The following is a 25,483-nucleotide window of genomic DNA, read 5'->3' as shown; positions in this document are numbered from 1 at the left end:
TCTTCGTCAGGCGAGGCGCACCCCCTTCACGCGGCGGGCGCTGCGCTACACTGCGCCGGCCGCGCCGAAGCTCGAGTACGAAGACTTTCGGCGAGGTCGCCCGATTCTGGAAGGTTGATTGAGGGTTAACCGGAGCGCGCTGCCCGCTTGCAAGCCGGGCCGCCACGGCCAATTGGAGGGACAGCATGGCCGATTCTCCGCTCGATCGCTTCCGCTCCGTCCTGTCCGGCGCCGCCCGCGCGATCTCGCACGAGCAGGAAGTGGAGCTCGCCTTCACCGCCGACGCGCCGACCCAGTCCGGCAAGAATATGCGGGTGCCGATGCCCGCGCGCTCGCTGCCGCCCGAGCAGGTTGCCGAAGCGCGCGGCTTTGCCGACAGTTTCGCGCTGCGCCTGCGCCACCATGACGCGGCGCTGCACGCCAAGGGATCGCCGTATGAGGCGGTGGCGCGCGCGGTGTTCGACGCGGTCGAGACGGCGCGGGTGGAAGCGCTCGGCTCAAAGGGCATGGCGGGCGTCGAGGCCAATCTCGGCCGCGCGCTCGACCTGCGCATGCGATCCGACCCGATCACGCGCGCGCGCTCGGCCGACGAAGTGCCGCTGTCGACCGCGCTGCAGCTGATCGTCCGCGAGCGGCTGACCGGCCAGGCGCCGCCCGAGGCCGCCGCCGCCGGACTGGCACTGGTCCGCGAGTGGATCGAGAGCAAAGCGGGCAGCGATCTCGACGCGCTGCCGCTGGCGCTCGACGACCAGAATAGCTTCGCCAAGCTCGCGACGCGGCTGCTCGAAGACCTCGAACTGGTCGATGCCGAAGCCGAGCCGACCGAAGACCCGGACGCCGGAGAAGAGGGCGACGGCGAGGAGCCGGACGAGGGGGAAGATGGCGACGACGAGGATCAGGGCTCGTCCGGCGCAGATGGCGAGATACAGGCGCGCGCCGAACAGCAGGACGGCGACGACAGCGAGAATGAGAGCGGCGAGTCGGACGAGGATTATGAGGCCGATGGCGACTCGCAGGCGGGCGAAGACGGGGATGAGGGCATGCTGCCCGTGCGCCCGAACCGGCCGCTATCCGACCTGTCGCCGCAGTTCGACTATAAGGTGTGGACGACGCGCTTCGACGAAGTGATCGAGGCAAGCGAGCTGTGCGACGAGGATGAGCTTGGCCGGCTGCGCGCCTATCTGGACCAGCAGCTGACGCATCTGCAGGGCGCGGTGACAAAGCTCGCCAACCGGCTGCAGCGGCGGCTGATGGCGCAGCAGTCGCGCAGCTGGGATTTCGACCAGGAGGAAGGGCTGCTCGACGCCGCCCGGCTGGCGCGGGTGGTCGCCAACCCGGCGCACTCGCTCAGCTACAAGATCGAGAAGGATACCGAGTTCAAGGACACGGTGGTCACCCTGCTGCTCGACAATTCGGGTTCGATGCGCGGGCGGCCGATCTCCATTGCGGCGATCTCCGCCGACATCATGGCGCGCACGCTGGAGCGGGTCGGCGTGAAGACCGAGATTCTCGGCTTCACCACCCGCGCCTGGAAGGGCGGACAGGCGCGCGAGGACTGGCTGGCGCAGGGGCGCCCGCGGGCGCCGGGCCGGCTCAACGACCTCCGCCACATCGTCTACAAGCGCGCGGACGAGCCGTGGCGGCGGGCGCGCAAAAATCTCGGCCTGATGATGCGCGAAGGGCTGCTCAAGGAGAATATCGACGGCGAGGCGCTGCTCTGGGCGCACAACCGGCTGATCGGCCGCGCCGAGGAGCGCAAGATCCTGATGGTGATCTCGGACGGCGCGCCGGTCGACGATTCGACGCTGTCGGTGAACAGCGGCTCCTATCTCGAAAAGCATCTGCGCCAGGTCATCGCCTGGATCGAGAATCGCTCGCCGGTCGAGCTGGTCGCGATCGGCATCGGCCATGACGTCACCCGCTATTATGCGCGGGCGGTGACGATCATGGATGCGGAACAGCTCGGCGGGACGATGGTGGAGCAGCTTGCGGGGTTGTTCGACCAGGTGTGAGAAGGCGCCCCTCGACTTCGCTCGGGACGAGCGAAGGAGATTTCCGCGCGCACCTCAAACGCTCGTCCCGAGCGAAGTCGAGGGGCGCTCGTGCGGAGACGACCGCTCCAGCAATCGCTTCTCCACCGCCGGCCACTCGTCACGCAGGATCGAGAAGACGACCGTGTCGCGCACCCGTCCGGTCCAGGTGACGCTGTTCTGGCGCAATATGCCTTCCTCCACCGCGCCCAGCTTCAGCACGGCCGCGCGTGATCGCGCGTTGATCGCGTCGACGCGGAAGGCGACGCGGCGGGCGCCGCACGCAAAGGCGTGGCCGATCAGCAGCAACTTGGCGGTCGGGTTGACGATGCCGCCGCGCACATCCGGGCGGTAATAGGTGCCGCCGATCTCGACGCCTGCGGCCTCCCGCCCGATGTTCAAATAGCAGCTGATGCCGACGCATTCGCCGTTCACGCATACTGCGAAGGGCATGCGGTCGCCGGCCGCACGCTGGTCCATCAGCCTGGCCCAGAAGCCGTCGAAATGCTCGTCCGCCATCGAGTAAGGATAGATCGTCCAGATGTCCGGATCGGCATTGGCCGCCGCCCGCAATCCATCCCGGTGACGCTCGTCCATCGGTTCGAGCGTCACCTCGCCTCGGCTCAGCCGTTCTGCCCTGAGTTCCATGCCGCCCCCTGAACACCGTTGCCGCTCGCGCGTTTGGGCCTGAAATCCAGCAGGAGTGAGGCAATGTCAGAGACCGAAACCATCGGCATGATCCATGAAGACGGGCTGCCCGGCCATGAATCGCAGCTTGAGCCGAAGCCGGACTGGGAACCGCGCTATCCGGGCTCCGGCAGGCTCGCGGGCAAGGTCGCGCTGATCACCGGTGCGGACTCGGGCATTGGCCGGGCGGTCGCCGCGCTGTTCGCGCGCGAAGGCGCCGACATCGCGGTCTGCTATCTGTGCGAGCATGACGATGCGCAGAAGACCTGCGAGATCGTCGAGGCCGAGGGTCGCCGCGCGATCCGCATCGCGGGCGATGTCGGGGAGAAGGATTTCTGCACTCAAGCGGTAGAGCGCACCGTGGCGGAACTGGGCGGTCTCGACGTTCTGGTCAACAATGCCGGCGAGCAGCATCCCGACAAGAATATCGAGGATATCACCGAAGAGCAGCTGAAGCGCACCTTTCAGACCAACATCTTCGGCATGTTCTACATGGTGCAGGCGGCAAGGAAGCACCTGTCCGAGGGCTCGGCGATCGTGAACTGCACCAGCGTCACCATGTACCAGGGCTCGTCAGAGCTGCTCGACTATTCGGCGACCAAGGGCGCGATTACCGCCTTTACCCGGTCATTGTCCGAGAACCTGATCGAACATGGCATTCGCGTAAATGCGGTTGCGCCGGGCCCGATCTGGACGCCGCTCAACCCGATGGGCGGCGCGACCCCCGAGAAACTGAAGGATTTCGGCAAGTCGACCCCGATCGGTCGCCCGGGCCAGCCGAACGAAGTCGCGCCGAGCTTCCTGTTCCTGGCGTGCGAGGATTCCAGCTACATGTCGGGGCAGGTGCTGCACCCGAATGGCGGGACGATCGTGAATGGTTAGTTGCGTGGATGGGTCATAGATCCTCCCCTGCACTTGCAGGGGAGGGGGACCGCCGAAGGCGGTGGAGGGGCCGAAGCGAAGCGGAGGGTCAGCCTTCGCGCTACGCGCTCAGCCCCTCCACCATGCTTCGCATGGTCCCCCTCCCCTCGCAGGGCGAGGGGAGGATCCTCATTACCCCGGCAGCTTTTCGGTCAGTTCCGGGACCAGCTTGAACAGGTCGCCGACCAGGCCGATGTCGGCGACCTGGAAGATCGGGGCGTCCTCGTCCTTGTTGATGGCGATGATGGTCTTGGAGTCCTTCATGCCGGCGAGGTGCTGGATCGCGCCGGAGATGCCGACCGCAATATAGACTTCGGGAGCGACGATCTTGCCGGTCTGGCCGACCTGATAGTCGTTCGGCACATAGCCGGCGTCCACGGCGGCACGGCTGGCGCCGACGGCGGCCTTCAGCTTGTCAGCCAGCGGTTCGATCAGCGCGTGGAAATTCTCGCCATTCTGCAGCGCGCGGCCGCCCGAGACGATGATCTTGGCGCTGGTCAGCTCCGGCCGCTCCGACTTGGAGAGTTCGGCGCCGACGAAGCTCGACAGGCCCGCATCGCCGGTCGTGCCGATCTTTTCGACCTGCGCCGAACCGCCGGTCTTCTCCGCCTTGGCGAAGGCCGTGCCGCGCACGGTGATCACCTTCTTGGCGTCCGACGACTGCACGGTCGCGATCGCATTGCCCGCATAGATGGGCCGGGTGAAGGTGTCGTCGCTTTCGACCGAGAGAATGTCGGAGATCTGCATGACGTCGAGCAGCGCGGCGACGCGCGGCGCGACATTCTTGCCGGTCGAGGTCGACGGCGCGAGGAAGGCGTCGCGGTCGCCCATCAGGTTGACGATCAGCGGCGCGACATTCTCGGCCAGCTCATGCTCGTAAGCCGCGTCTTCGGCGAGCAGCACGAGGCTGACGCCGGCGACCTGCGCCGCCTGGTTGGCGACGGCTTCGCAATTGCTGCCGGCGACCAGCACATGCACGTCGCCGAGCTTGGCCGCGGCGGTCACCACCGCCAGCGTCGCGTCCTTCAGAGTCTGGTTGTCGTGATCGGCGAGAACGAGCGTCTTCATGCGACAACTCCGAGGCTGGTAAGCTTGGTGATCAGTTCATCGACATCGGCAACCTTGACGCCGGCCGAGCGCTTGGCCGGCTCGACGACCTTCAGCGTCTTCAGCCGCGCCGCGGTGTCGACGCCGTAATCGGCGGGAGCCTTGGTCGCGAGCGGCTTGGATTTGGCCTTCATGATGTTCGGCAGCGACGCGTAGCGCGGTTCGTTCAGGCGCAAGTCGGTGGTGATGATCGCCGGCGTCTTGAGCGTGATCGTCTCAAGCCCGCCATCGACTTCGCGCGTCACGTTGACGGTGTCGCCCGACACCTCGACCTTCGACGCGAACGTGCCCTGCGGTCGGTTCATTAGCGCCGCCAGCATCTGGCCGGTCTGGTTCGAATCGTCGTCGATCGCCTGCTTACCGAGGATGACGAGCCCCGGCTGCTCCTCTTCCGCGACCTTCGCCAGCAGCTTGGCGACGGCCAGCGGCTCGACCTCGTCGTCGGTCTGGATCAGGATCGCTCGGTCGGCGCCCATGGCGAGCGCCGTGCGCAGCGTCTCCTGCGCCTTGGCCGGCCCGACCGACACCGCGACGATCTCGGTCGCTGCGCCCTTTTCTTTCAGGCGAATGGCTTCCTCGACCGCGATCTCGTCGAACGGGTTCATCGACATCTTGACGTTGGCCAGGTCCACACCCGTGCCGTCCGCCTTCACCCGCGGCTTCACATTGTAATCGATGACCCGCTTCACGGGCACGAGTATTTTCATCTGCTTCTCTCCTCTTCGTCATGCCGGACCTGATCCGGCATCCACCATTCTTTCAAAAGGCAGGTGGACCCCGGATCAAGTCCGGGGTGACGGTGAAAAACCTAAGCCGCCTTTTGCACCTCGGCCACGATCTTGCGGGCCGCGTCGCCAAGGTCATTGGCGGGAACGATGGCGAGACCGCTTTCAGCCAGGATCTTCTTGCCCTGCTCGACATTGGTGCCCTCGAGCCGGACGACCAGGGGCACCTTCAAGTCCACTTCCTTCGCCGCGGCGACGATGCCGTCGGCGATGATGTCGCATTTCATGATGCCGCCGAAGATGTTGACGAGAATGCCCTTCACCGCCGGGTCCGCGAGGATGATCTTGAACGCGGCGGTCACCTTCTCCTTGGACGCGCCGCCCCCGACATCGAGGAAGTTGGCCGGGAAGGCGCCGTTCAGCTTGATGATGTCCATCGTCGCCATGGCGAGGCCCGCGCCGTTGACCATGCAGCCGATGTCGCCGTCGAGCTTGATATAGGCGAGGTCGTATTTCGACGCCTCGACCTCCATCTCATCCTCTTCGGTCAGGTCGCGCAGCTCGGCCAGGTCCTTGTGGCGGAACATCGCGTTCGAATCGAAGCCGACCTTGGCATCCAACACCATCAGCTTGCCGTCATCGGTGACCGCGAGCGGATTGATCTCGATCTGCGACGCATCGGTACCGAGAAAGGCGTCGTAGAGCTTGGCTGCGACATTCGCCGCCTGCTTGGCGAGGTCGCCGGTCAGGCCGAGCGCCGCCGCCACGGCGCGACCGTGGTGGGGCATGAAGCCGGTCGCGGGATCGATATCGAGCGTGTGAATCTTCTCCGGCGTGTCGTGCGCGACGGTCTCGATGTCCATGCCGCCCTCGGTGGACGCAACCATCGCGATCCGGCCGGACGCCCGGTCGACGAGCAGGGCCAGGTAGAATTCCTTGGCGATGTCGACGCCGTCGGTGACGTAGAGGCGTTGCACCTGCTTGCCGGCCTCGCCGGTCTGGATCGTGACGAGCGTGTTGCCGAGCATCTCCGCGGCGTGCGCCCGAACCTCGTCGAGCGTCTTCGCCAGCCGCACGCCACCCTTGGCGTCGGGCCCGAGCTCCTTGAACTTGCCCTTGCCGCGGCCGCCGGCATGAATCTGCGCCTTCACGACGTAAAGCGGTCCAGGCAGCTGCTTGGCGGCATCGACTGCTTCCTCGACGCTCATCGCGGCATGGCCGGCTGGCACGGGGACGCCGAATTTCGCGAGCAATTCCTTGGCCTGATATTCGTGAATGTTCATGGACTCGCCTTCGCAGTTGCGGAACGGGCCTAAAGCATGGCCCGCCGCGATTGCCAAGGCATCAGAGACCCAAGCCGCAGACCGCCAGCGACGATGTGGTGACGCTGAGGATTTCCGGATCGCGCAAGGCCCGGACCTTGCGCATGAATTCCGTTGCGGAACCCGGACGATCCTCGCCGAGACTGCCGAGCGAACGTAGCTTGAGAAGCTGACCGAGCGAGAGCCGGTCAACCATGCGGTCCGCCATGCACGCAGCCGTCGCCTTGCTCAATCCCGCGCGCTGCAGCCCGGTCGCGAGTTGCGATTCGGGGCCGGCGCAGGAGGCGAGGGCGAGCAACACGACCAGTGAAGTTTGCTTCATACCCGTCATCCCGAACTTGTTTCGGGGCAAGCTATCCGCCTCTTCAGCCCTGACAAGCTTGTCCCGAAACAAGTTCAGGATGACGAGTGGATGGGTGCTGCACTATATCGCCGGACATGCCCGGCCCCCTGCTCTTCCTCCTCACTGTCATCGGCATGGAAGGTTTTGCCTACGCCGCGCACCGGTGGCTGATGCATGGGCCCGGCTGGTTCCTGCACGAGAGCCATCACCGTCCGCGCACCGGCTGGTTCGAGCTGAACGACCTCTATGGCGTGATCTTCGCCGGTCCTTCGATCGCCCTGATCTTCGGCGGCCTGCATTGGGGATGGGGCAGCAATGCCGTGTGGGTCGGCGCTGGCATCGCCGCTTATGGCGCCATCTATTTCGGCTTCCATGACGTCATCGTGCACCGGCGCCTGAACCATCGCTACGTGCCGCGGACGCCTTACATGAAGCGCATCGTCCAGGCGCACCGGCTGCACCATGCGGTGGAGACGAAAGAGGGCACTGTCAGCTTCGGCTTTCTGGTTGCGCCGAAGCCAGAGGCACTGAAGGCGGAACTCGCCCGCCGCGAGCGCAAGGGCGTCAGAGCGCCTGCTTCAACGCCCTGAACACCCACCCGAGCTTCGCCCGACGCGAGGTGACCACGCGCCGGTCGAGCGCAGCCACTCCCTGTCGGGCGACTTCCCGCGCGATGTCGCCATAGATGCCGGCGGCGGCGAGCACCGCCCAGCGCGAACGGAAGGGCAGGCGCCGCGCGCCGACCTGGGCGCTCGCTTCATACTGCGCTGACAGGTCGGCCAGGCGGCGGGTGAGAGTCACGACGGCGTCCATTTCACCGTTTGCTTCGAGCGCAGTCGAGAAGCCGTTTCTCGACTGCGCTCGAAACGAACGGAGGTTGAGTTCGCGGAGCCACTCTTCCGGGAGGTAGCACCTGCCCCCTTGCGCGTCCTCCGTCACGTCCCGGGCGATGTTGGCGAGCTGAAAGGCGATGCCGAGATCGTCGGCGCTCTTCATGGTATCGGCGTCTTCGGGCGGGACGCCCATCACGAGCGCCATCATCTCGCCGACCGCACCCGCGACATGGTGGCAATAGCGGATCAGGTCGGCTTCCGTCCGCGGCCGCCAGCCTTCAGCATCGAGCGCGAAACCGGCGATGTGATCGTCGATCAGCGCGCGCGGGATCGGCACTTCTTCGCACAGCAGCCGCAGCCCGTCGAACGACGCTTCACCCACCCACTCCCCGCCAAGCGCACGGTCGGTCAGGTCGCGGATCCGATCGATCTCACCGCCTTCGCCGAGCGTGCCGCCCATATGCTGGCCATCCGCCAAATCGTCGCACGCGCGGCACCAGGCATAGAGCAGCCAGGCCCGCTCCCGCGTGCGCCGGTCGAACAACCTGCTAGCCAGGCTGAAGCTCTTCGAGCCGCGCGCGGTCGTCTCGCGAGCGGTGGCGACGATTGCCTCTCGACTCGGGCTGCTAGAGCTCATCCTGCGTCATGCGGAAGATGGTCTGGTGTGGCTCATAGGCCGCCATCCTGTCGAGCAGCGCGCCCAGTTCGTCTCCGACGATCATGATGCCGCGATGCTGCGGGCGGACGAAGCCGACCTCCGCCATGTGCCGGTTGAAGGCGATCAGATGATCGTAGAAGCCGCCGGCATTGAGCAGCCCGACCGGCTTTTCATGATAGCCGAGCTGCGCCCAGCTGATCGCTTCCCACAGCTCGTCCATCGTCCCGACGCCGCCCGGCAGGGTCAGGAAGCCGTCGGACAGGTCGGTGAACAGCGCCTTGCGCTGGTGCATGGTCTGCACGGTGTGCAGCTCGGTCAGGCCACGATGGGCGACCTCGGCATTGACCAAAGCTTCCGGGATCACGCCGATCACTTCGCCGCCGGCCGCCAGCGCGGAATCGGCGATCGCCCCCATCAGCCCGAGCTTGCCGCCACCATAGACGACGCCGATGCCGTGCTCGGCGAGCGTGCGGCCGACGGTGCGGGCGAGTTCCATGTAGAATGGGTCGGCGGGGGTCGCCGAACCGCAATAGACTGCGAGTCTTTGCACCAGGTCTTCCGTTCGTTTCGAGCGAAGTCGAGAAACGTGTCTCGACTTCGCTCGACACGAACGGCTGTGGTTGGTCAAGCCGCGGCGATATTCCCAAGCATCAACCCGGCCGTGGCCTTGGCGCTCCCGACCACGCCCGGAATGCCCGCCCCAGGATGCGTGCCGGCGCCGACGAAATACAGATTCCCGATCTCGTCGTCCCGATTGTGGGTGCGGAAATAGGCCGATTGCAGCAGGATAGGCTCCAAGCTGAAGGCGCTGCCCAGATGCGCGTTCAGGTCGGTCGCAAAGTCGGTCGGCGCATAATGGAAGCGGGTGACGATCCGCTCCTTGAGATCGGGAATGCCGAGCCGCCGGGCGACTTCGTCGAGGATGCGGTCGGCATAGGCTTCGCCTTCGGCACCCCAGTCGATGCCGCCCTTGCCGAGATGCGGCACCGGCGCCAGCGCGTAGAAGGTCGAGCAGCCCTCCGGCGCCATGCTCGGATCGGTCGCGGTCGGGTGGTGGAGGTAGAGCGAGAAATCCTCGGCCAGCGCCGCGCTTTTGTAGATGTCGTCGAGCAGGCCCTGGTAGCGCGGGCCGAACAGGATGCTGTGGTGCGGCACCTGCGGGAAGGTGCCGCGCAGGCCGAAATGCACGACGAACAGCGACGGCGAAAAACGCTTGCGCGTGAGCCGCTTCGCTCCCTTGGCGCCGCGTGGCGAGCCGGACAGCAGGTCGCGATAGCTGTGCACGACATCGGCGTTGGAGGCGACCATCTCCGTCTCGGCCCGCCACCCGCTGCGGGTGCGCACGGCGGTCGCGCGGCCGTTCTCGATCTCGATCCGCGCGACCGGATCGCCGAGCCGCAGCGTGCCACCGATCCGCTCGAAATGCCTGACCATGCCGGCGACCAGCCGGTTGGTGCCGCCCTTGGCGAACCACACGCCGCCATCCTTTTCGAGCTTGTGGATCAGCGCATAGATGGAGCTGGTCGCCATCGGATTGCCGCCGACCAGCAGGGTGTGAAAGCTCAGCGCCTCGCGCAGCTTCTCGTTTTGAACATAGCTGGACACGATCGAATAGACCGAACGCCATGCCTGGTAGCGGGCCAGCGCCGGCGCGGCCGACAGCATCGACTTGAAGTCGAGGAACGGCACGGCGCCGAGCTTCAGATAGCCTTCGCGGTACACCCCGGCCGAATAGTCGAGGAAGCGCTGGTAGCCGGCGACATCGGCCGGGTTCAGCTTCGCGATCTCGGCCGCCAGGGCAGGCTCGTCGTTCGAATAGTCGAACACCGTGCCGTCGGGCCAGCTGAGGCGGTAAAAGGGTGTGACCGGCACCAGTTCGACATCCTCCGCGATGTCGTGGCCGGAGAGCGCCCACAGCTCCTTCAGGCAATCGGGATCGGTGATGACCGTGGGGCCGGCGTCGAAGGTGAAGCCGTCCCGCTCCCAGAAATAGGCGCGTCCGCCGGGCTTGTCGCGGCTCTCGACGACAGTGGTTGCCACGCCGGCGGACTGCAGCCGGATGGCGAGCGCCAGGCCACCAAAGCCCGCGCCGATCACGACTGCCGTCTTCACTCGCTTCCCTTCAGGATCGCCCGCACCGCCCGGCCGATGGGCACCGGCGGCTTGCCGGTCAAGATGCGGAGCTTGTCCAGCATCGTGCTTTCGGCTGCATAGAAGCGGCCGATCAGCGGCTCCGGCAGCCGGTAGAAGCGCTCGAGCACCCGATAGCGCTGTGCCGGCGCGGCGGCGCGGAACAGCATGGCGTCAAGCATGCGGTAGAAGCCGCGCTGCTTCCAGGCCCGCTCGGCATGAGCCCGCGTCAGCCGGGCGAGCGCTGGCGGCGACAGATCGGGCGCGCGCGCGATCGAAGCGGCGAGCCGCACCGCATCGGGCAGCGAATAGCCGGTCGTCGGGTGGCAGAGCCCCGCGCGCATCCCCGCTTTCGCCGAAACCTCGCCGGTCGAGCGCCAATAGGCATCGAAGTCGCCGCCGATGATGACGGGCAGGACGCCGGTCTCCACCCGATTCGACGGGGCGCCGTGCCAGCCCCGTCCGGCCGCATAGGCCAGGATCCGCTCGCGCAAGGTGCCGACGTCGAGATCCGGCGTGTCGCTGTAATAGGTGTCCTCGATGAACAGCCGCGTGGGCCCGAAGGGCAGGACGTAGACGAAGCGATAGCCGTCCAGCTGATCCACGGCCGCATCCATCACGATCGGCCGTACGAGCCCGTGCGGCCGCACCGTCTCGATCGTCATCCCCATGAACTTCTGCCAGCCCAGATCGAGCGCCGACAGGTCGCCGGGGCCGCGGGCGTCAATGTCTCCCTCCTCCGCCGGCGCGCCCAGCCGCACGCCCGGGAGCCGCTCGTGCAGCACCGCGTCGAAACGTTCCGATTCGATCGAGTTGTAGGTCGCGCGGATGGTCCGGCTGTGCGCCGGGAAGCGCACCTCATAACCGTCCCAGCGGTGCGAGATGAAGGGTTCGACGATCCAGCGATCCGCCGGCACGATGTCGCTGTCGAAGAACGACCAGACATGATTGCCGCCCAGCCGGTCGCCCGCCTCAACGAGTTCGACCGCCACCTCCGGCCGCCGCTCAGCAAGCGCAAAGGCGATCAGCCCCCCGGCCAGGCCACCGCCCAGGATGCGCACGGATTGAACGGGGCTCGCCACCCGACGCGACTAGCCGCGCACCGACGAAATCGAAAGTGGCCGCTGGCTGAAGCTCGTCTTTACGAGCCAAAAACCGGGGCCGGGGCGACGATCGGGGGAGAAGGCGGTAACGAGACTAGAATGACCGGGTCAGAGGCACAGAGTTTGGCGCACGAAAACTGCATCCAGCCTCTTCCCCCCGCCATGTCCTACACGGCCCTGTTCCTGCGTTTCCTGCGGTTCGGGGTGATGGCCTTTGGCGGGCCGGTCGCGCAAATCGCCATGATCCGGCGTGAACTGGTCGATGAAGAGAGATGGATCAGCAGCGCCAGATTCAACCGGCTGCTGGCGGTCCTGCAGGTGCTACCGGGCCCCGAGGCGCATGAACTCTGCGTCCATCTGGGGGTTCGCGCGAAAGGCCGGATCGGGGGAGTGCTGGCGGGACTCGGCTTCATGCTGCCCGGCTTCGTGCTGATGCTCGCGCTGGCGTGGCTCTACACGCGGCTCCGCATCGAGCAGACCGTCCTCGGCGCGGTCTTTCTCGGTGTGCAGGCGGCCGTGCTGGCGGTCGTCATCCGGGCGGTCCACCGGATCGGCGAGCACATCCTCCATGACCTATGGCTGTGGGCGGTTGCGGGGCTGTCCGCCGCAGCGTCGCTGGCGGGGGTGACCTTCTGGATCGTGCTGCCTGCGGCGGGCGCCGCCTATGCCTTGGCGTCGGCGGGCCGATACGGGCTCGCGGCCGCCATCATCATGGTCGCGGGAGCCGCCGGCGCAGCGTTGGCGATGGGGAGCGACGTGCCGGCCGCTGCCGCCGCGATCGCCAAGACGGCTCCGCCGACCAGCATGGAGCTGTTCTGGACCGGCCTCAAAGGCGGGCTGCTGACGTTCGGCGGCGCCTATACCGCCATCCCCTTCGTCCGGAACGACAGCGCAGGGCGGGGCTGGATGACCGACGCCCAGTTCCTGGACGGCCTCGCGTTATCGGGCATTCTCCCCGCGCCGCTCGTGATCTTCGCGACCTTCGTCGGCTGGGTGTGCGGAGGACCGGCCGGCGCATTGGCGATCACCGCCGGCATGTTCCTGCCCGCCTTCGCCTTTTCGATCGTCCTTTACGAACGGCTGGAGGAACTCGCCGAACACAAGCGCCTGCAGTCGTTCCTGGGCGGGGTCGCGGCCGGGGTGGTCGGCATCATTGCGGTGACCGTGCTGGACTTGGCCCGCACGCTCATCGCTCGCACGCCCGGTATCGGCGTGAGCCTCGTCATCTTCGCGGTCGCATTGGCGATCATGTACCGTTGGAAGAGCAAGCTCAGCACTCCGGCCGTGCTTGCGCTCGGCGCCTTGGTCGGCGGCGCCGCCTTTCGGTGAGCCGGCCACTCGCTCGGCATCGGCCGGCGTTCCGTTTCGGCCGGCTTTGATCTAAGCGGGGTCCGTGGCCCTGCCCCTCCTCTCCGCGCTGCTGATGACGTTGATCGTCGGCATGCGCTATCTGATCGTTAGCGGCGGCTTTGCCTGGCTGACCCGGCGCGTGCGGCCGGGGCTTTACGCGGGCCTGAGCCCACAAATCCGCCGGGAAATCGGCTGGTCGCTCGCGTCGGCCGCGATCTACGGCGTTCCCGCCGGCATCGTCATCTGGGGCTGGCAGGAGCGGGGCTGGACCCGCATCTACACCGATGCCGGCGCTTACCCGCTTTGGTGGCTGCCGGTCTCCGTGCTGCTCTACCTACTGGCGCACGATGCCTGGTTCTACTGGACGCATCGGTGGATGCATGCCCCTCGCCCCTTCAGCATCGCCCATGCCGTTCATCACGCCAGCCGACCGCCGACCGCCTGGGCGGCGATGAGCTTCCACCCCTGGGAAGCGCTGACCGGCGCTGTGGTAATTCCGACACTCGTCTTCCTCATTCCCATCCATGTCGCGGCGCTTGGCTTGGTGCTGGCGATCATGACCTTTATGGGTGTGACCAATCACATGGGGTGGGAGGTGTTCCCGCGGGGCCTCGTTCAGGGCCCGTTGGGCAAATGGCTGATAACGGCGAGCCATCATCAGCAGCACCACGAGCGGTATCGGGGCAATTATGGGCTATATTTCCGTTTCTGGGACCGGCTGTGCGGCACGGACCTTGGGCTTGGCGCTTTCGGCGACGCTGCTGCTGGGCGCGGCGGAGCCGGGCGCGGTTGAACTCGACGTCGCCGGCCTCCGCTCGGCGAAGGGCGTGGTGCAGGTGTGCCTGACCCGCGACCCGGTCAATTTCCCCGGCTGCACCGACGACAAATTCGCGGTGAAGCGCAAGGTGCCGGCGACCCAGACGCGCCTCAGCTTCGGGGACCTGCCGACCGGCGCCTACGCCGCCGCGCTGATCCATGACGAGAACGCCAATAACCGCCTCGACACGATGCTCGGCATCCCGCGCGAGGGCTTCGGCTTTTCGCGTAACCCGGTGATCGCCTTCGGCCCGCCCAAATTCGCGGCGGCGCGGTTCACGGTGGCAGCGGGCGAGACGATCCAGCGCATCCAGATGAAATACCTGCTTTGAGCTTTGCCCGTTCGGGCCTAGTGTGACCCTTTCCCCGGGGGGACGCTGATCGGCGTCTGAGAGGCGGCTGCGAAGCCGCGACCCGCCGAACCTGATCCGGTTGAGACCGGCGGAGGGAGGGAGCGGCCGATACCCGCACTCCGTCCGATTTTGGAGAGCGAAGACATGGCCGACATTCCCGCACGCACCGAGCTGAAAGTCACCACCGGCGCCATTCGCGGCAGCCGCAAGGTGCATGTCGGGCCGCTGAAGGTCGCGATGCGCGAGATCGACCTGGAGCCCTCCTCCGGCGAGCCCCCCTTACGGGTCTACGACACGTCCGGCCCGTACACCGATCCTGGTGCGCGCATCGACATCATGGCCGGGCTGCCGGAACTTCGCCGCGACTGGATCCGCGGGCGCGGCGATGTCGAGGAAGTCACCCAACGCGAAGTGCGGCCGGAGGATAATGGCCAGCTCGGCCCCGACCGTTCCGGCGGCGTCCAGCCCTTTCCGAACGTACGCCGCAAGGTACTGCGCGCCAGGGCCGGCGCGAACGTCTCCCAGATGCACTATGCGCGCCAAGGCATCATTACTCCGGAGATGGAGTATGTCGCCGAGCGCGAGAATCTCGGTCGCGAGCAGATCATCCGCGAGCGCGATGGCCAGGATTGGGGCGCGGCGATCCCGGACTTCGTGACGCCCGAGTTCGTTCGCGACGAGGTCGCCCGCGGCCGCGCGATCATCCCTAACAACATCAACCACCCCGAGAGCGAGCCGATGGCGATCGGCCGCAACTTCCTGGTCAAGATCAACGCCAATATCGGCAACTCGGCGGTCGCCTCGGACGTGGCGTCGGAGGTCGACAAGATGGTGTGGGCGATCCGCTGGGGCGCGGACACAGTCATGGATCTGTCGACCGGCCGCAACATCCACGACACGCGCGAATGGATCATTCGCAACTCGCCCGTGCCGATCGGTACCGTGCCGATCTACCAGGCGCTCGAGAAGGTCGGCGGCATCGCCGAGGACCTGACCTGGGAGATCTTCCGCGACACGCTGATCGAGCAGGCCGAGCAGGGCGTCGACTATTTCACCATCCACGCCGGCGTGCGCCTGCCCTATATCCCGCTCACCGCGAAGCGCGTGACCGGCATCGTCAGCCGCGGCGGATCGATCATGGCGAAATGGTGTCTCGCGCACCACAAGGAGAGCTTCCTCTACGAGCGCTTCGACGAGATCACCGAAATCATGAAGGCCTATGACATTGCCTATTCGCTGGGCGATGGCCTGCGCCCCGGATCGATCGCCGACGCCAATGACGAGGCCCAGTTCGCCGAGCTCTACACGCTGGGCGAGCTGACGAAGCGCGCCTGGGAGCAGGACGTGCAGGTGATGATCGAAGGCCCCGGCCATGTGCCGATGCACAAGATCAAGGAGAATATGGACAAGCAGCTGGAAGCGTGCGGCGAAGCGCCCTTCTACACTTTGGGGCCGCTCACCACCGATATCGCGCCCGGCTATGACCATATCACCAGCGGCATCGGCGCGGCGATGATCGGCTGGTACGGCACGGCGATGCTCTGCTACGTGACGCCCAAGGAGCATCTCGGCCTGCCCGACCGCGACGACGTGAAGGTCGGCGTCGTCACCTACAAGCTCGCCGCCCACGCCGCCGACCTCGCCAAGGGGCACCCGGCGGCGAAGCTCCGCGACGATGCCCTCAGCCGCGCCCGCTTTGAGTTCCGGTGGCGCGATCAGTTCAACCTGTCGCTCGACCCCGATACGGCCGAGCAATATCACGACCAGACGCTCCCGGCCGAGGGCGCCAAGACGGCGCATTTCTGCTCGATGTGCGGGCCGAAATTCTGCTCGATGAAGATCACTCAGGAGGTGCGGGACTTCGCCGCCAAGCAGAACCAGCCGAGCGACCAGTTCCTCGAAGCCGAGAATGCCGAGGCGGGCATGGCCGAGATGGCGGAGAAGTACCGCGCGGGCGGCGACCTCTACATCCCAGCCGAGTAGCCCGGTCGCGCGCCGCCCTCAAAGCTGCTAGGCTGGCGGCGCCGAACCGGCAGCAAGGAGACACGCCATGGCCCCTGCGAAACTCATTCTTGCCCTGAGCCTGATCGCCGCCGCGGCGCCGCTGCGCGCGGCGAGCGAAGAGCGGCCGCTGACAGCGCCGCCGGGCACGCCCGACACCCGCTATTGCATGCGCATCTATGCCGGCACCGGCTCGCTGATCGAGCAGGTCCGCTGCTGGACCCGCGACCAATGGGCGCAGCGCGGCGTCGATGTCGACAAGGACTGGCCGAAGGAAGGGGTGCGGGTGAAGGGCTGAGCAGGCGCAGCATTTGCTGAGCCTGCCCCTCGCGATCATGGCGCTCGCCTCGGCCGCTCCCGCACAGACGCCTGCCGAGGCCGAGCGCGAGATCCGCGCCCAGCGCGCCGCGTTCAACCGCGCCATCGCCGCCGCCGACCTTGACGCGATCGCCGGCGTGCTCGCCGACGATGTCCATATTGTCACGGGGAGCGACAGCGTCCATGTCTCGGGCAAGCAGCCCTATCTCGACCGCTGGGCAGACGGCTTCAAGGACCCGAACCGCCTCGTCTTTGTCCGCACCACGGACCGGGTGACAGTCTCGCCCCTCCTCCCCATCGCCCTCGAAACCGGCCACTGGCGCGGGGCCCCCTCCGGCAAACCGGACGACTGGATCGGCGGCGACTACACCGCCAAATGGCGCCGCACCGACGGCGTGTGGCGGGTGGAGGTGGAGACCTATGTGACGATGCGGTGTGGGGGCGGCTGCCCCCAATAGGAGAAGTCCAGTATTATGTCAGTGACAACGCCTCCTCAGGATCCATGGACAGTTCGGTGCAACGATGCGCTCCGCGTGGCGCTGGCTCTAGGCGGCAAGGCAGCTCGGGACGAGTGGTCGGCCTCTCGACAGGGCTGGATAACGAACGGCGAACCGCGCGTGGAGTTAGAGAGCCTGGCCTTCAGCGGCGAGGATCTAAGGGGATTTGATTTCTCCAGGTGCCGATTCAATCATTGCGAGTTCAAGAGTTGCGACCTCCGAGATGTGGACTTCAGTCAATCGATTTTTAGAGACTGCGATTTGTCCGGTTCGAATATAAAAGGTGCCTCGTTTTACCTTGCTGATTTGGCGCACGATAAGAATGTGCTAGTTGGTCTGCGATTTGATCAGACCACCAACATGGAGCTGAATTAAAATCAGCTCGCCCCTGCCATGGATTTGGCTTTGATAGACATGGCCAAGGCATCGTGGGCGCGTAGCGAGTGGTCGCACAAGAAACACAGATCGCCGATCTTCAAGTTTATTAACTGGTCGAGTAACTATGGCTTAAGCGTCTGGCGAGTTGTCACTGTGTCGATTGCGGTGATTTTGTGTTTTGCGTGCCTGTATTGGTTTTTTGGCGGACTCTCTGCTTCAGAAGCAACTTTAACTTCCATTCGGTATTTTTTCAATGTCAGTGATGTATTCGAAGGTAAGAACTCCATGCTATCGGCGATCGGCCTTCTTGAGGTGAGCGCCGGGCTGATGATTCTCGCTATCGTCATCGCGATATTTACTCGAAAGTTCACCGATCTCTGATCATGTTTCTTTTACAAAAAGATATTAGGGCGGTTGATGCTGTTATAAGTCAGCATGGACGAACTGAGATCGACAATGAGTTTCTGGCCTTACTAGTTCAAGCCGAGGACCGAAGGTTTTGGAGACACAACGGAGTAGACTGGAGGTCAGTTGCGAGGGCAGCAGTCGGATGGGCCACATGCAAATCCCAGAGTGGTGCAAGCACCATTGAGATGCAATTGGTAAGGACCGTGACTGGCAAGTACGAAATAAGTATCACTCGCAAGCTCAGGGAAATGATTATTTCCATGGGGCTTCGAAGGAAATGGTGCAAGGCAAGTATTATCGCCACCTATGCTTGCGTAGGTTATTTTGGAGAGGAGGTGCGCGGCGCGGAGGATGCTGCTCTGGCATTGCACAAACGGAGACTCGATGAATGTTCTCGATTGAGAAAAGCCCTTGTTGCCGCCACTCTTCGGCGACCGATTCCCGGAAGGCGTAGTAGGGAGTGGTGCCGTGAGGTGCTCCGCAGAGCCAGGTATATCCTAAGGCACCAGGTAGAAGCTCCTACCCTCGCCAAGTGCCGCCAATCGTAGTTTGGCAATAGCAATCCTGGTCCCCGCCCAGTCCTCTGCCGCTAGGCAGGGCACCACCCGCCATCCCCACGCGATGATGTCGGGTGATCTGGTCAGTAGTCATACCGGCACTGCGCGATCTGCAGCGTCTGGTCCTTACCACTCCCCGCAACCCGGTACACCAACCGATGTTCCTGGTTGATCCGGCGGGACCACCAGCCGGAGAGGTTACCCCCTAGCGGCTCGGGCTTGCCGGTGCCCTTGAAGGGGTGACGGCGGCTTTCCTCGATCAACGCGAGGAGCTTGTCGGCCATGCGGGCGTCGTGATCCTGCCAATGGCGAAGGTCCTCCCGCGCCGTCGACCAGGAGATGACGTTCACTGGAAGTCGATGCCTTTGGCCTCGCCAGCTTCGAGCCCGCGCACTGCCTCCAGCAGCCGCTCGGCGTTCTTCGGAGAGCGCAGGAGGTACAGCGTCTCCTCGATCGACGCCCATTCGCTGGCTGACACCATTACCGCACCTTCACCGCGCTGGCGCGCGATCGCGATCGGCGCGCGGTCGGCGACGACCTTGTCGATCACTGCCGTCAGATTCTCGCGAGCTTCCGAATAGCTGACGCTTTGCATGGCGGAGATGCGGACAAGACTTTGTCCAGGATCAACTCGCCCGTTGGCGCTAACGCCGGATCACATACTCCTCGCCCCGATACGGCTCAGGTTGGCAGCCGAGCAGGGGGTCGAAGCGGGCGGTGCGGGTGGCGAGGAGGGGGACGCTGGCGGTGACGCTCTTTTCGGCCGCGTTCTCGGACAGGCGGATCATCTCCATGCCGGGCTCGAAATCGGCATAGCAGGATTTGAGCGGGCGGTTGCCGATATAGCGGCAGGCACAGGCGACGCGCGCGGCATAGCCGGTGCCGAGCTCCAGCTGCGGCTTGAGCGAACGGGCGTAGAGGAAGGCAGCAACGAGGGCGGCGGCGAGCACCGCGGCGATCCAGATGGCAGCACGGCGCTTGCCGATGATCACGCCCCCTCCTCCCGCTTGGCTGAGCTTGTCGAAGCCCTCCCTTTCTGGGCACAAAGCAGGAAGAAGGGAAGGGCTTCGACAGGCTCAGCCCAGCCGGAATGGGGTGCGCCATGGGTGCTGACCGAACGACCTTTCCCCGAGCCCTCCTCGCTTCGCTGCTCCTGTGCGCGGTCCCCGGCTCCGCGGCCGCGCCGCCGGACGTGATCGCGCCCTTGTTCGCCCCCGATCAGGGCGACACGCGCGCGGTGCTGCTGGTGGTCGACGGCAACCCGGTCGCGCAGCGTTATGCGCCTGGCTATTCCGACGCGAACCGGTTCATCAGCTGGTCGATGGCGAAGAGCGTCACCGCGCTGCTGGTCGGCGAACTGGTCGCGGACGGGCGGCTGGCGCTCGACGCGCCGGCACCGGTGGCGAAATGGCAGGGCGATGCACGGCGGCGGATCACGTTGCGGCAGCTGCTCAACATGTCATCGGGGCTGCGCCATATCGAAGTCGGCACGCCGGTTGAGAATAGCGACACCAACCAGGTGCTGTTCGTGGGCGGCACGGAGGACATGGCCGCGCGCGCGATCGCCCGGCCGCTCGCCGCCGCTCCGGGCACGCGCTTCAACTATGATTCACTGACCAGCATCATCCTGGCCGAGATCGTCACGCGCACCCTGACGCCGAGCCGCGATCCGCGCGTGCGGGCGCAGGCCTATCGCGACTTCGCCCAGGCGCGGCTGTTCGGCCCGTCCGGCGTGACCAGCGCATTCCTGGAGTTCGACGGCGCCGGCACGCAGATCGGCGGATCGCTGATCCATATGAGCCTGAAGGACTGGGCACGGATGGGCCGGCTGCTGGTCGACGGCAAGAGCGCGAACGGCGAGCAGGTCGTCACGCCCGCATGGCTCGCCTTCCTGAAGACCCCGGCGGAAACCAATCCGCGCTATGGCGGCCATGTCTGGCTGTCGCCGAACGGTCTCGTCTCGATGCGCGGCCATCTCGGCCAGTTCGTCTTCACCGGCAGCCGCGGCGGCCACTCGGTCGTGCTCGTCCGGCTCGGCAACACGCGCGAGGACCGGCTGCCAGCGGCGACGCCGCTCTTTGAGCGGATCGCCGCCACCGCGCTGCCGCCCGGCTGATCAGCCGGTCTTGGCCTGGCCAGCCGGGCATTCGCCGACGCGCGTGCCGGTCGACTTCATCGTCATGCGCATCTTCTGGCCCGACGCGCCCATGTTCATGTTCATGTCGGCGGTGACCTGATAGCTTTTCGGATCGAAGCTGCCGTCCATCGTCATCAGCATCTCGGCGCCGTTTTCGCCCGGGCAGCGCATCTTGGCCGCGATCTTGCCGCCGGTCATCTCGAAGCTTTCATATTTGCAGCGGCTGTTGTTCTGTCCGGCGAACAGGCCGGCGTTGGGATTGTCCGCCTGTTCCTTCGACACGCATTGCAGATTGCTCGAGGTGCGCGTCATCGCCATCTTCATGCGCGCGGCGGTCTCCGCCGGCACGCCTTGCACGTCCAACAGGTCCATCGAGCTCACCACCTGCCATTGGCCGGGCTGCAGCTTGGTCTCGGCGCCGCGCGCCGCGCGCACTTTGCTGGCGACCTGCGCCGGCGTGGCATTCTCGATCTTGACCTCGGGCTCCTTGTTGCACGCGGCCAGCGCCAGTGCGCCCAGCAAAACGACTTTCTTCATCGACTTGAGTCCCCTCCCCTGCCGCGCGTTGCGGCGGCCGCCCAGCGGGACCATATCGGCAAGCGATGGCGATTCAAATCCGCACCAGCCTGGCCGAGCCCGAAACGGCCGACGATTTCACGCCGCACAAGCCGCACCGGCCGGACAAGTCGGAAGGGGGCAAGCGCTTCAAATTGGTGTCGGACTATGAGCCGGCCGGCGACCAGCCGACCGCGATCAAGGAACTGACCGAAGCGGCGCTGCAGGGCGAGCGCGACCAGGTGCTGCTGGGTGTCACCGGTTCGGGCAAGACCTTTACCATGGCCAAGGTGGTCGAGACGCTGCAGCGGCCCGCTCTCGTCCTCGCGCCCAACAAGATCCTAGCTGCCCAACTCTATGGCGAGTTCAAGAGCTTCTTCCCCGAGAATGCAGTCGAGTATTTCGTCAGCTATTACGATTATTACCAGCCCGAGGCCTATGTGCCCCGGTCGGACACCTACATCGAGAAGGAAAGCTCGGTAAATGAGGCGATCGACCGGATGCGGCACTCCGCCACGCGGTCCCTGCTGGAGCGGGACGACGTGCTGATCGTCGCTTCCGTCTCCTGCCTCTACGGCATCGGCTCGGTCGAAACCTATTCGGCGATGACGTTCAGCCTGAAGAAGGGCCAGGGCGCCGATCAGCAGGAGATCGTGCGCAAGCTCGTGGCGCTGCAGTACAAGCGCAACGACGCCGCCTTCAATCGCGGCAATTTCCGGGTGCGCGGCGACAATCTCGAAGTGTTTCCGTCGCACTATGAAGACACGGCGTGGCGCATCGCGTTCTTCGGCGACGAGATCGAGGAGATCGTCGAGTTCGATCCGCTGACCGGCAAGAAGGTCGCCAGCCTCGACTATGTGAAGATCTACGCCAACTCCCACTATGTGACGCCTGGGCCCACACTTAAACAGGCGACCGAGGCGATCCGCCACGAACTGGCCGAGCGACTGAAGGAGCTGGTCGCCGAGGGCAAATTGCTGGAGGCGCAGCGGCTGGAGCAGCGCACCAATTTCGATCTGGAGATGATCGCGGCGACGGGGTCCTGCGCAGGCATCGAGAATTATTCGCGCTTCCTGACCGGCCGCCTGCCCGGCGAGCCGCCGCCGACTTTGTTTGAATATCTGCCCGAGAACGCGCTGCTGTTCGTCGACGAGAGCCATGTCACGATCGGCCAGGTGAACGGCATGAGCCGGGGCGACCATCGCCGCAAGCTGACGCTGGCCGAGTACGGCTTCCGCCTGCCGTCCGCGATCGACAATCGCCCGTTACGCTTCAACGAGTGGAATGCGATGCGGCCGCAGACGGTGTACGTGTCCGCGACTCCTGGCGACTGGGAGATGGAGCAGACCGGCGGCGTCTTCTGCGAACAGGTGATCCGCCCGACAGGCCTGATCGATCCGCCCGTCGAGATCCGCCCGATCGAGGACCAGGTCGACGATTTGGTGAACGAATGCCGGATCACGGCCAATAACGGCTATCGCGCGCTCGTCACCACCCTCACCAAGCGGATGGCCGAGGACCTGACCGAATATCTGCACGAGGCGGGCTTGAAGGTCCGCTACATGCACTCCGACGTCGAGACGCTGGAACGTATCGAGTTGATCCGCGACCTGCGGCTGGGCGTCTATGACGTGCTGGTCGGAATCAACCTGCTGCGCGAGGGGCTCGACATTCCCGAATGCGGGCTGGTCGCGATCCTCGATGCGGACAAGGAAGGGTTCCTCCGTTCCGAGACGTCGCTGATCCAGACGATCGGCCGCGCGGCGCGCAACGTGGAAGGCCGGGTGATCCTCTATGCCGACTCGATCACCGGCTCGATGGAGCGGGCGATGCGCGAGACCGCGCGCCGGCGAGAGAAGCAGGAGGCCTATAACCGCGAGCACGGCATCACGCCGCAGACGATCAAGCGCAACATCGGCGACATCATCGCCCATGTTGCGACGAAGGACTCGGTGCTGGTCGAGATCGACGAAGACCGGCCGCACATGGTCGGCCACAATCTGCGCGCCTATATCGAAGACTTGGAAAAGCAGATGCGCGACGCCGCCGCGAACCTGGAGTTCGAGACCGCCGCGCGCATCCGCGACGAGATCCGCACTCTCGAGCAGCAGGAACTAGGCTTGCCCGTCGAGGAGCATAAGGCGCCGATGATGGGCCGCTCGAACGAAGGCAAGCCCGGCACCCGCAAGACGCGTTACGGCAAGCAGCAGCAGATGCGCGTGGCCAAGCGCGGGCGCCGCTAGCGACGCCAAGCTTCGGCCGCGGGGTTGGGCGTTTGCCGTAAAGTGCTGCTTGAAACCCCCGACCGGTCCCGCTAAGGGCCCACGTCTTGCCTCCGCGGGGCGCTTCGGCGACCCGGTCCCGGTCGGGGAGTAGCTCAGCCTGGTAGAGCACTGTCTTCGGGAGGCAGGGGCCGGAGGTTCGAATCCTCTCTCCCCGACCATTTCACGCCCTCAGCCTCGGCGCTCAAGGATCAGCGATTGGATGGCGTGGCCGAAATAGCCGTCGCGGTCGGCCAAGCGGGTTGTGGCGGAGCCGGTGCCGTCGGGTGAGGCCCAGGTGTCGGCGTCCGAGAAGATCCACTCGCCCCGCGGCTCGCGCGCTAGGCTGACGGTCAGGTCGCCGTTGATGAAGGTCCTCAAAGGGCAGCCGCGCCGAAATGCCGTTCGAGAAGTCGGCGACCGCGACGGCGCGCATGGCGGGCGAGAGCGGCTCGCCTTCGATCAGCGGGCGATGCTGATGGAACCAGACCTGGCCGGGACCATGATCGGCAAAGCCGCCGCGGATGCGCCGGATGTCGAAATTTGCGCCAAAGTTGCGGGCGCCGGAGCGCAGGCCGACGCCCGTTGCCTCCACCTGTTCAGGGGCCGGCGCGTCGAGCGGAGGCAGCATGGACGCGGGAAGGGGCTGGTCGACAGTGCGCACCTTCAGCACCAAGGCCCGCGCCACCTCGGCGTCGCCATTCGATAGCCGCACCTGCACGAGCTGGATCTTGCGCCCTTCACGCAGCACCGTCGTCTCGAGGGCGAGATCGGCAACGGGCACCGGGCGCATCAGATCGACCGTGACCCGCGCGATGCGCATCGGGGCAGACGTCGGCACCTGCTCGGCCGCCCAGGTGGCGAGCGAGGACGGCGCCCCGCCATGCTGCAGCCGCGCGTCCCATGGGCCCGCGGCCAGTTCGGTGGCGCGGATGAGGGCACCCGCACGGGTGAAGGCGTGGTCAGTCATGCGGGCAACTTAGCCAGGCCCGAGGCCGCCTCCAGTGCCACGGCTCCGCCAGCCATGGCCGTGCGTCCGCTCACTTCGCCGCCGTGCGGCAGACCGGCTCCTTCTCGATGTCCGTCACCTGTCACCGCGTGCGGACGTAGCTTCCCGGTGCATCGTCCAAGGATGGGAGGCTGCCGGCGCCGGGAACCCGCGCGCCCTCGGCCTTGATCTTCGCGGGCGCCCGCTCGTTGATCCACTTGATCCAGTCGGGCCACCAGCTGCCCTTGGTCTCGGTAGCGCCGGCAACGAACTCCTCGAGCGATTTCGCGCCACTCTCGTTCGTCCAATATTGATATTTGCCCGCGCTCGGCGGGTTGACCACGCCCGCGATGTGGCCGGAGCCGGCGAGTACGAAGCGGACCGGGCCGGTGAAATGGTCGGTGATCTTCCACACGCTTTCGGCCGGCGCGATATGGTCCTCGCGCCCCGCCTGGACGTAAGTGGGCGTCTTCACGTCGCGCAGGTCGAGCGGCTGGCCAAGCACGGTCATCGCCTTGGGCACCACCAGCTTATTGTCGCGGTAGAGGTCGGTCAGATAGGCGCGGTGCCATTTGGCGGGCAGGTTGGTCGTGTCGCCGTTCCAGTGCAGCAGGTCGAACTGCGGATAGTCGTTGCCGAGCAGATAGTTGTTGACGACGTAGTTCCAGATCAGGTCGCGCCCGCGCAGCAGGTTGAAGGTCGCCGCTGTGGATCGGCGTGCAAAAAGGACCCCGTTAGCGGGGTGATCGGCGTCTAAAAGGGACCCCTCATTTCGATGGTTTAAGCAGCCGGCTGGATTTTCAGGCGGCGAGATCGGGATGTTGATTTTGGAGACAGTGGTTCGGATTCGGCGCGAGTATGCCGGCGGCAAGGCGATCAAGGCGATCGCGCGGGATTTGCATGTGTCGCGGAAGGTGATCCGCAAGGCGATCCGGGCGCCGGAAGGCGCATTCGACTATCAGCGCAAGGTTCAGCCACTGCCTAGGATCGGGCCGTTTCAGGATC

General features: G+C 65.6%; 28 protein-coding genes, 1 tRNA gene, 3 pseudogenes and 1 riboswitch. Of the genes and pseudogenes, 16 read left to right on the top strand and 16 right to left on the bottom strand.

Annotation, left to right across the window (positions count from 1 at the left end):
* Positions 1 to 185: 185 nt before the first annotated feature.
* Entirely contained in the window at positions 186 to 2,012 is a 1,827-nt protein-coding gene (gene cobT, locus HJG53_RS17355; RefSeq protein ID WP_171132576.1) for a cobaltochelatase subunit CobT, read from the top strand.
* 54 nt (positions 2,013 to 2,066) lie between these two features.
* Here the strand turns inward: cobT and HJG53_RS17350 are convergent, their stop codons facing one another.
* The gene (locus HJG53_RS17350; protein WP_171132574.1) at positions 2,067 to 2,678 is read right to left on the bottom strand and encodes a GNAT family N-acetyltransferase; all 612 of its coding nucleotides are present in this window, start codon (positions 2,676 to 2,678) and stop codon (positions 2,067 to 2,069) included.
* Between the two features lie 63 nt (positions 2,679 to 2,741).
* Between HJG53_RS17350 and HJG53_RS17345 the strand changes: the two genes are divergently transcribed.
* On the top strand, positions 2,742 to 3,599 hold the full coding sequence (locus HJG53_RS17345; RefSeq protein ID WP_171132573.1) for an SDR family oxidoreductase: 858 nt from the start codon (positions 2,742 to 2,744) through the stop codon (positions 3,597 to 3,599).
* Positions 3,600 to 3,770: 171 nt separating this feature from the next.
* On the opposite strand, the gene HJG53_RS17340 is transcribed toward HJG53_RS17345, so the two are convergent.
* The 4 genes from HJG53_RS17340 to HJG53_RS17325 form a co-directional block, all read right to left on the bottom strand.
* Positions 3,771 to 4,706 (bottom strand): electron transfer flavoprotein subunit alpha/FixB family protein, encoded by a 936-nt coding sequence (locus tag HJG53_RS17340; protein WP_171132571.1) that lies wholly within the window; start codon positions 4,704 to 4,706, stop codon positions 3,771 to 3,773.
* Entirely contained in the window at positions 4,703 to 5,452 is a 750-nt protein-coding gene (locus HJG53_RS17335) for an electron transfer flavoprotein subunit beta/FixA family protein (protein WP_171132569.1), read from the bottom strand. The genes HJG53_RS17340 and HJG53_RS17335 overlap by 4 nt, the downstream gene beginning before the upstream one ends.
* 101 nt (positions 5,453 to 5,553) lie before the next feature.
* Positions 5,554 to 6,753 (bottom strand): ADP-forming succinate--CoA ligase subunit beta, encoded by a 1,200-nt coding sequence (gene sucC / locus HJG53_RS17330; protein WP_171132567.1) that lies wholly within the window; start codon positions 6,751 to 6,753, stop codon positions 5,554 to 5,556.
* Between the two features lie 61 nt (positions 6,754 to 6,814).
* A complete protein-coding gene (locus HJG53_RS17325) occupies positions 6,815 to 7,186 on the bottom strand; it encodes a hypothetical protein (RefSeq protein WP_368039606.1) in 372 nt (123 codons plus the stop codon).
* 44 nt (positions 7,187 to 7,230) lie between these two features.
* Between HJG53_RS17325 and HJG53_RS17320 the strand changes: the two genes are divergently transcribed.
* On the top strand, positions 7,231 to 7,725 hold the full coding sequence (locus HJG53_RS17320) for a sterol desaturase family protein (protein WP_171132565.1): 495 nt from the start codon (positions 7,231 to 7,233) through the stop codon (positions 7,723 to 7,725).
* Here HJG53_RS17320 and HJG53_RS17315 read toward each other — a convergent pair.
* From HJG53_RS17315 to crtY, 4 genes are all read right to left on the bottom strand, one after another.
* The gene (locus tag HJG53_RS17315; RefSeq protein WP_171132563.1) at positions 7,700 to 8,605 is read right to left on the bottom strand and encodes a phytoene/squalene synthase family protein; all 906 of its coding nucleotides are present in this window, start codon (positions 8,603 to 8,605) and stop codon (positions 7,700 to 7,702) included. The two genes, HJG53_RS17320 and HJG53_RS17315, sit on opposite strands and share 26 nt — an antisense overlap.
* Positions 8,595 to 9,176, bottom strand: a complete 582-nt coding sequence (locus tag HJG53_RS17310; protein ID WP_171132561.1) for a TIGR00730 family Rossman fold protein — start codon at positions 9,174 to 9,176, stop codon at positions 8,595 to 8,597. Before HJG53_RS17310 ends, HJG53_RS17315 begins: the two co-directional genes overlap by 11 nt.
* A 74-nt stretch (positions 9,177 to 9,250) precedes the next feature.
* Positions 9,251 to 10,738: a phytoene desaturase gene (locus tag HJG53_RS17305; RefSeq protein WP_171132559.1), complete on the bottom strand. Its 1,488-nt coding sequence runs from the start codon at positions 10,736 to 10,738 to the stop codon at positions 9,251 to 9,253.
* The gene (crtY, locus tag HJG53_RS17300) at positions 10,735 to 11,838 is read right to left on the bottom strand and encodes a lycopene beta-cyclase CrtY (protein ID WP_171132557.1); all 1,104 of its coding nucleotides are present in this window, start codon (positions 11,836 to 11,838) and stop codon (positions 10,735 to 10,737) included. The genes HJG53_RS17305 and crtY overlap by 4 nt, the downstream gene beginning before the upstream one ends.
* Before the next feature lie 183 nt (positions 11,839 to 12,021).
* Here crtY and chrA point away from each other — a divergent pair, with 183 nt between their 5' ends.
* From chrA to HJG53_RS19240, 9 genes are all read left to right on the top strand, one after another.
* Positions 12,022 to 13,188: a chromate efflux transporter gene (gene chrA, locus HJG53_RS17295; RefSeq protein WP_171132607.1), complete on the top strand. Its 1,167-nt coding sequence runs from the start codon at positions 12,022 to 12,024 to the stop codon at positions 13,186 to 13,188.
* A 94-nt stretch (positions 13,189 to 13,282) separates the two neighbouring features.
* Positions 13,283 to 14,002, top strand: a complete 720-nt coding sequence (locus HJG53_RS17290; protein WP_171132606.1) for a sterol desaturase family protein — start codon at positions 13,283 to 13,285, stop codon at positions 14,000 to 14,002.
* Positions 13,950 to 14,357, top strand: coding sequence for a DUF2141 domain-containing protein (locus HJG53_RS17285; protein ID WP_254447854.1), 408 nt, complete (start codon positions 13,950 to 13,952; stop codon positions 14,355 to 14,357). Before HJG53_RS17290 ends, HJG53_RS17285 begins: the two co-directional genes overlap by 53 nt.
* 25 nt (positions 14,358 to 14,382) lie before the next feature.
* Positions 14,383 to 14,492, top strand: a riboswitch (TPP riboswitch).
* A 30-nt stretch (positions 14,493 to 14,522) separates the two neighbouring features.
* Positions 14,523 to 16,361: a phosphomethylpyrimidine synthase ThiC gene (thiC, locus tag HJG53_RS17280; RefSeq protein ID WP_171132553.1), complete on the top strand. Its 1,839-nt coding sequence runs from the start codon at positions 14,523 to 14,525 to the stop codon at positions 16,359 to 16,361.
* A gap of 67 nt (positions 16,362 to 16,428) precedes the next feature.
* Positions 16,429 to 16,677: a hypothetical protein gene (locus HJG53_RS17275; protein WP_171132551.1), complete on the top strand. Its 249-nt coding sequence runs from the start codon at positions 16,429 to 16,431 to the stop codon at positions 16,675 to 16,677.
* Between the two features lie 13 nt (positions 16,678 to 16,690).
* A complete protein-coding gene (locus tag HJG53_RS17270; protein WP_171132549.1) occupies positions 16,691 to 17,155 on the top strand; it encodes a DUF4440 domain-containing protein in 465 nt (154 codons plus the stop codon).
* 15 nt (positions 17,156 to 17,170) lie between these two features.
* Complete coding sequence (locus HJG53_RS19245; RefSeq protein ID WP_368039605.1) at positions 17,171 to 17,569, top strand: pentapeptide repeat-containing protein; 399 nt, start codon at positions 17,171 to 17,173, stop codon at positions 17,567 to 17,569.
* Between the two features lie 18 nt (positions 17,570 to 17,587).
* Positions 17,588 to 17,953 (top strand): hypothetical protein, encoded by a 366-nt coding sequence (locus tag HJG53_RS17260; RefSeq protein ID WP_217352932.1) that lies wholly within the window; start codon positions 17,588 to 17,590, stop codon positions 17,951 to 17,953.
* Between the two features lie 2 nt (positions 17,954 to 17,955).
* Complete coding sequence (locus HJG53_RS19240; RefSeq protein ID WP_171132543.1) at positions 17,956 to 18,528, top strand: biosynthetic peptidoglycan transglycosylase; 573 nt, start codon at positions 17,956 to 17,958, stop codon at positions 18,526 to 18,528.
* Between the two features lie 92 nt (positions 18,529 to 18,620).
* Here the strand turns inward: HJG53_RS19240 and HJG53_RS18920 are convergent, their stop codons facing one another.
* Genes HJG53_RS18920 through HJG53_RS17240 form a run of 3 tightly spaced genes read right to left on the bottom strand, consistent with a single transcriptional unit; the run spans position 18,621 to position 19,529 of the window.
* Positions 18,621 to 18,887 carry a Txe/YoeB family addiction module toxin gene (locus tag HJG53_RS18920; protein ID WP_368039604.1) on the bottom strand — a complete coding sequence of 89 codons (267 nt, stop codon included), beginning with the start codon at positions 18,885 to 18,887 and terminating at the stop codon, positions 18,621 to 18,623.
* On the bottom strand, positions 18,884 to 19,132 hold the full coding sequence (locus tag HJG53_RS17245) for a type II toxin-antitoxin system Phd/YefM family antitoxin (RefSeq protein WP_171132539.1): 249 nt from the start codon (positions 19,130 to 19,132) through the stop codon (positions 18,884 to 18,886). Before HJG53_RS17245 ends, HJG53_RS18920 begins: the two co-directional genes overlap by 4 nt.
* 49 nt (positions 19,133 to 19,181) lie before the next feature.
* The gene (locus tag HJG53_RS17240) at positions 19,182 to 19,529 is read right to left on the bottom strand and encodes a hypothetical protein (protein WP_217352931.1); all 348 of its coding nucleotides are present in this window, start codon (positions 19,527 to 19,529) and stop codon (positions 19,182 to 19,184) included.
* 110 nt (positions 19,530 to 19,639) lie between these two features.
* Between HJG53_RS17240 and HJG53_RS17235 the strand changes: the two genes are divergently transcribed.
* On the top strand, positions 19,640 to 20,653 hold the full coding sequence (locus tag HJG53_RS17235) for a serine hydrolase (RefSeq protein WP_171132537.1): 1,014 nt from the start codon (positions 19,640 to 19,642) through the stop codon (positions 20,651 to 20,653).
* On the opposite strand, the gene HJG53_RS17230 is transcribed toward HJG53_RS17235, so the two are convergent.
* Positions 20,654 to 21,211, bottom strand: a complete 558-nt coding sequence (locus HJG53_RS17230; protein ID WP_171132535.1) for a DUF3617 domain-containing protein — start codon at positions 21,209 to 21,211, stop codon at positions 20,654 to 20,656.
* 65 nt (positions 21,212 to 21,276) lie between these two features.
* Here HJG53_RS17230 and uvrB point away from each other — a divergent pair, with 65 nt between their 5' ends.
* Both uvrB and HJG53_RS17220 read left to right on the top strand, forming a co-directional pair.
* The gene (gene uvrB / locus HJG53_RS17225; RefSeq protein WP_171132533.1) at positions 21,277 to 23,472 is read left to right on the top strand and encodes an excinuclease ABC subunit UvrB; all 2,196 of its coding nucleotides are present in this window, start codon (positions 21,277 to 21,279) and stop codon (positions 23,470 to 23,472) included.
* Positions 23,473 to 23,595: 123 nt separating this feature from the next.
* Positions 23,596 to 23,672 (top strand) — tRNA-Pro (locus HJG53_RS17220).
* Between the two features lie 10 nt (positions 23,673 to 23,682).
* Here HJG53_RS17220 and HJG53_RS19235 read toward each other — a convergent pair.
* The 3 genes and pseudogenes from HJG53_RS19235 to HJG53_RS17210 form a co-directional block, all read right to left on the bottom strand.
* A complete protein-coding gene (locus tag HJG53_RS19235; protein WP_368039603.1) occupies positions 23,683 to 23,871 on the bottom strand; it encodes a hypothetical protein in 189 nt (62 codons plus the stop codon).
* Between the two features lie 298 nt (positions 23,872 to 24,169).
* A pseudogene (locus HJG53_RS19230) lies at positions 24,170 to 24,460 on the bottom strand (acyl-CoA thioesterase domain-containing protein); the annotation flags it as partial.
* Positions 24,461 to 24,581: 121 nt separating this feature from the next.
* A pseudogene (locus tag HJG53_RS17210) lies at positions 24,582 to 25,250 on the bottom strand (alpha/beta fold hydrolase); the annotation flags it as partial.
* Positions 25,251 to 25,296: 46 nt separating this feature from the next.
* On the opposite strand from HJG53_RS17210, the pseudogene HJG53_RS18915 reads away from it, so the two are divergent.
* Positions 25,297 to 25,483, top strand: a pseudogene (locus HJG53_RS18915) (IS21 family transposase); the annotation flags it as partial.

Source organism: Sphingomonas sp. ID1715, assembly GCF_013044515.1.
Lineage (GTDB): Bacteria > Pseudomonadota > Alphaproteobacteria > Sphingomonadales > Sphingomonadaceae > Sphingomonas_B.
The sequence above is the reverse complement of the archived record's forward strand: the minus strand, read 5'-3'. Positions and strand labels throughout refer to the sequence as shown.

Coding starts and splice junctions, on each gene's coding strand:
- cobT (WP_171132576.1), top strand. CDS start 186: ATGGCCGATTCTCCGCTCGATCGCTTCCGCTCCGTCCTGTCCGGCGCC.
- HJG53_RS17350 (WP_171132574.1), bottom strand. CDS start 2,678: ATGGAACTCAGGGCAGAACGGCTGAGCCGAGGCGAGGTGACGCTCGAA.
- HJG53_RS17345 (WP_171132573.1), top strand. CDS start 2,742: ATGTCAGAGACCGAAACCATCGGCATGATCCATGAAGACGGGCTGCCC.
- HJG53_RS17340 (WP_171132571.1), bottom strand. CDS start 4,706: ATGAAGACGCTCGTTCTCGCCGATCACGACAACCAGACTCTGAAGGAC.
- HJG53_RS17335 (WP_171132569.1), bottom strand. CDS start 5,452: ATGAAAATACTCGTGCCCGTGAAGCGGGTCATCGATTACAATGTGAAG.
- sucC (WP_171132567.1), bottom strand. CDS start 6,753: ATGAACATTCACGAATATCAGGCCAAGGAATTGCTCGCGAAATTCGGC.
- HJG53_RS17320 (WP_171132565.1), top strand. CDS start 7,231: ATGCCCGGCCCCCTGCTCTTCCTCCTCACTGTCATCGGCATGGAAGGT.
- HJG53_RS17315 (WP_171132563.1), bottom strand. CDS start 8,605: ATGAGCTCTAGCAGCCCGAGTCGAGAGGCAATCGTCGCCACCGCTCGC.
- chrA (WP_171132607.1), top strand. CDS start 12,022: ATGTCCTACACGGCCCTGTTCCTGCGTTTCCTGCGGTTCGGGGTGATG.
- HJG53_RS17290 (WP_171132606.1), top strand. CDS start 13,283: ATGACGTTGATCGTCGGCATGCGCTATCTGATCGTTAGCGGCGGCTTT.
- thiC (WP_171132553.1), top strand. CDS start 14,523: ATGGCCGACATTCCCGCACGCACCGAGCTGAAAGTCACCACCGGCGCC.
- HJG53_RS17275 (WP_171132551.1), top strand. CDS start 16,429: ATGGCCCCTGCGAAACTCATTCTTGCCCTGAGCCTGATCGCCGCCGCG.
- HJG53_RS19245 (WP_368039605.1), top strand. CDS start 17,171: ATGTCAGTGACAACGCCTCCTCAGGATCCATGGACAGTTCGGTGCAAC.
- HJG53_RS17260 (WP_217352932.1), top strand. CDS start 17,588: ATGGATTTGGCTTTGATAGACATGGCCAAGGCATCGTGGGCGCGTAGC.
- HJG53_RS19240 (WP_171132543.1), top strand. CDS start 17,956: ATGTTTCTTTTACAAAAAGATATTAGGGCGGTTGATGCTGTTATAAGT.
- HJG53_RS17245 (WP_171132539.1), bottom strand. CDS start 19,132: ATGCAAAGCGTCAGCTATTCGGAAGCTCGCGAGAATCTGACGGCAGTG.
- HJG53_RS17235 (WP_171132537.1), top strand. CDS start 19,640: ATGGGTGCTGACCGAACGACCTTTCCCCGAGCCCTCCTCGCTTCGCTG.
- HJG53_RS17230 (WP_171132535.1), bottom strand. CDS start 21,211: ATGAAGAAAGTCGTTTTGCTGGGCGCACTGGCGCTGGCCGCGTGCAAC.
- uvrB (WP_171132533.1), top strand. CDS start 21,277: ATGGCGATTCAAATCCGCACCAGCCTGGCCGAGCCCGAAACGGCCGAC.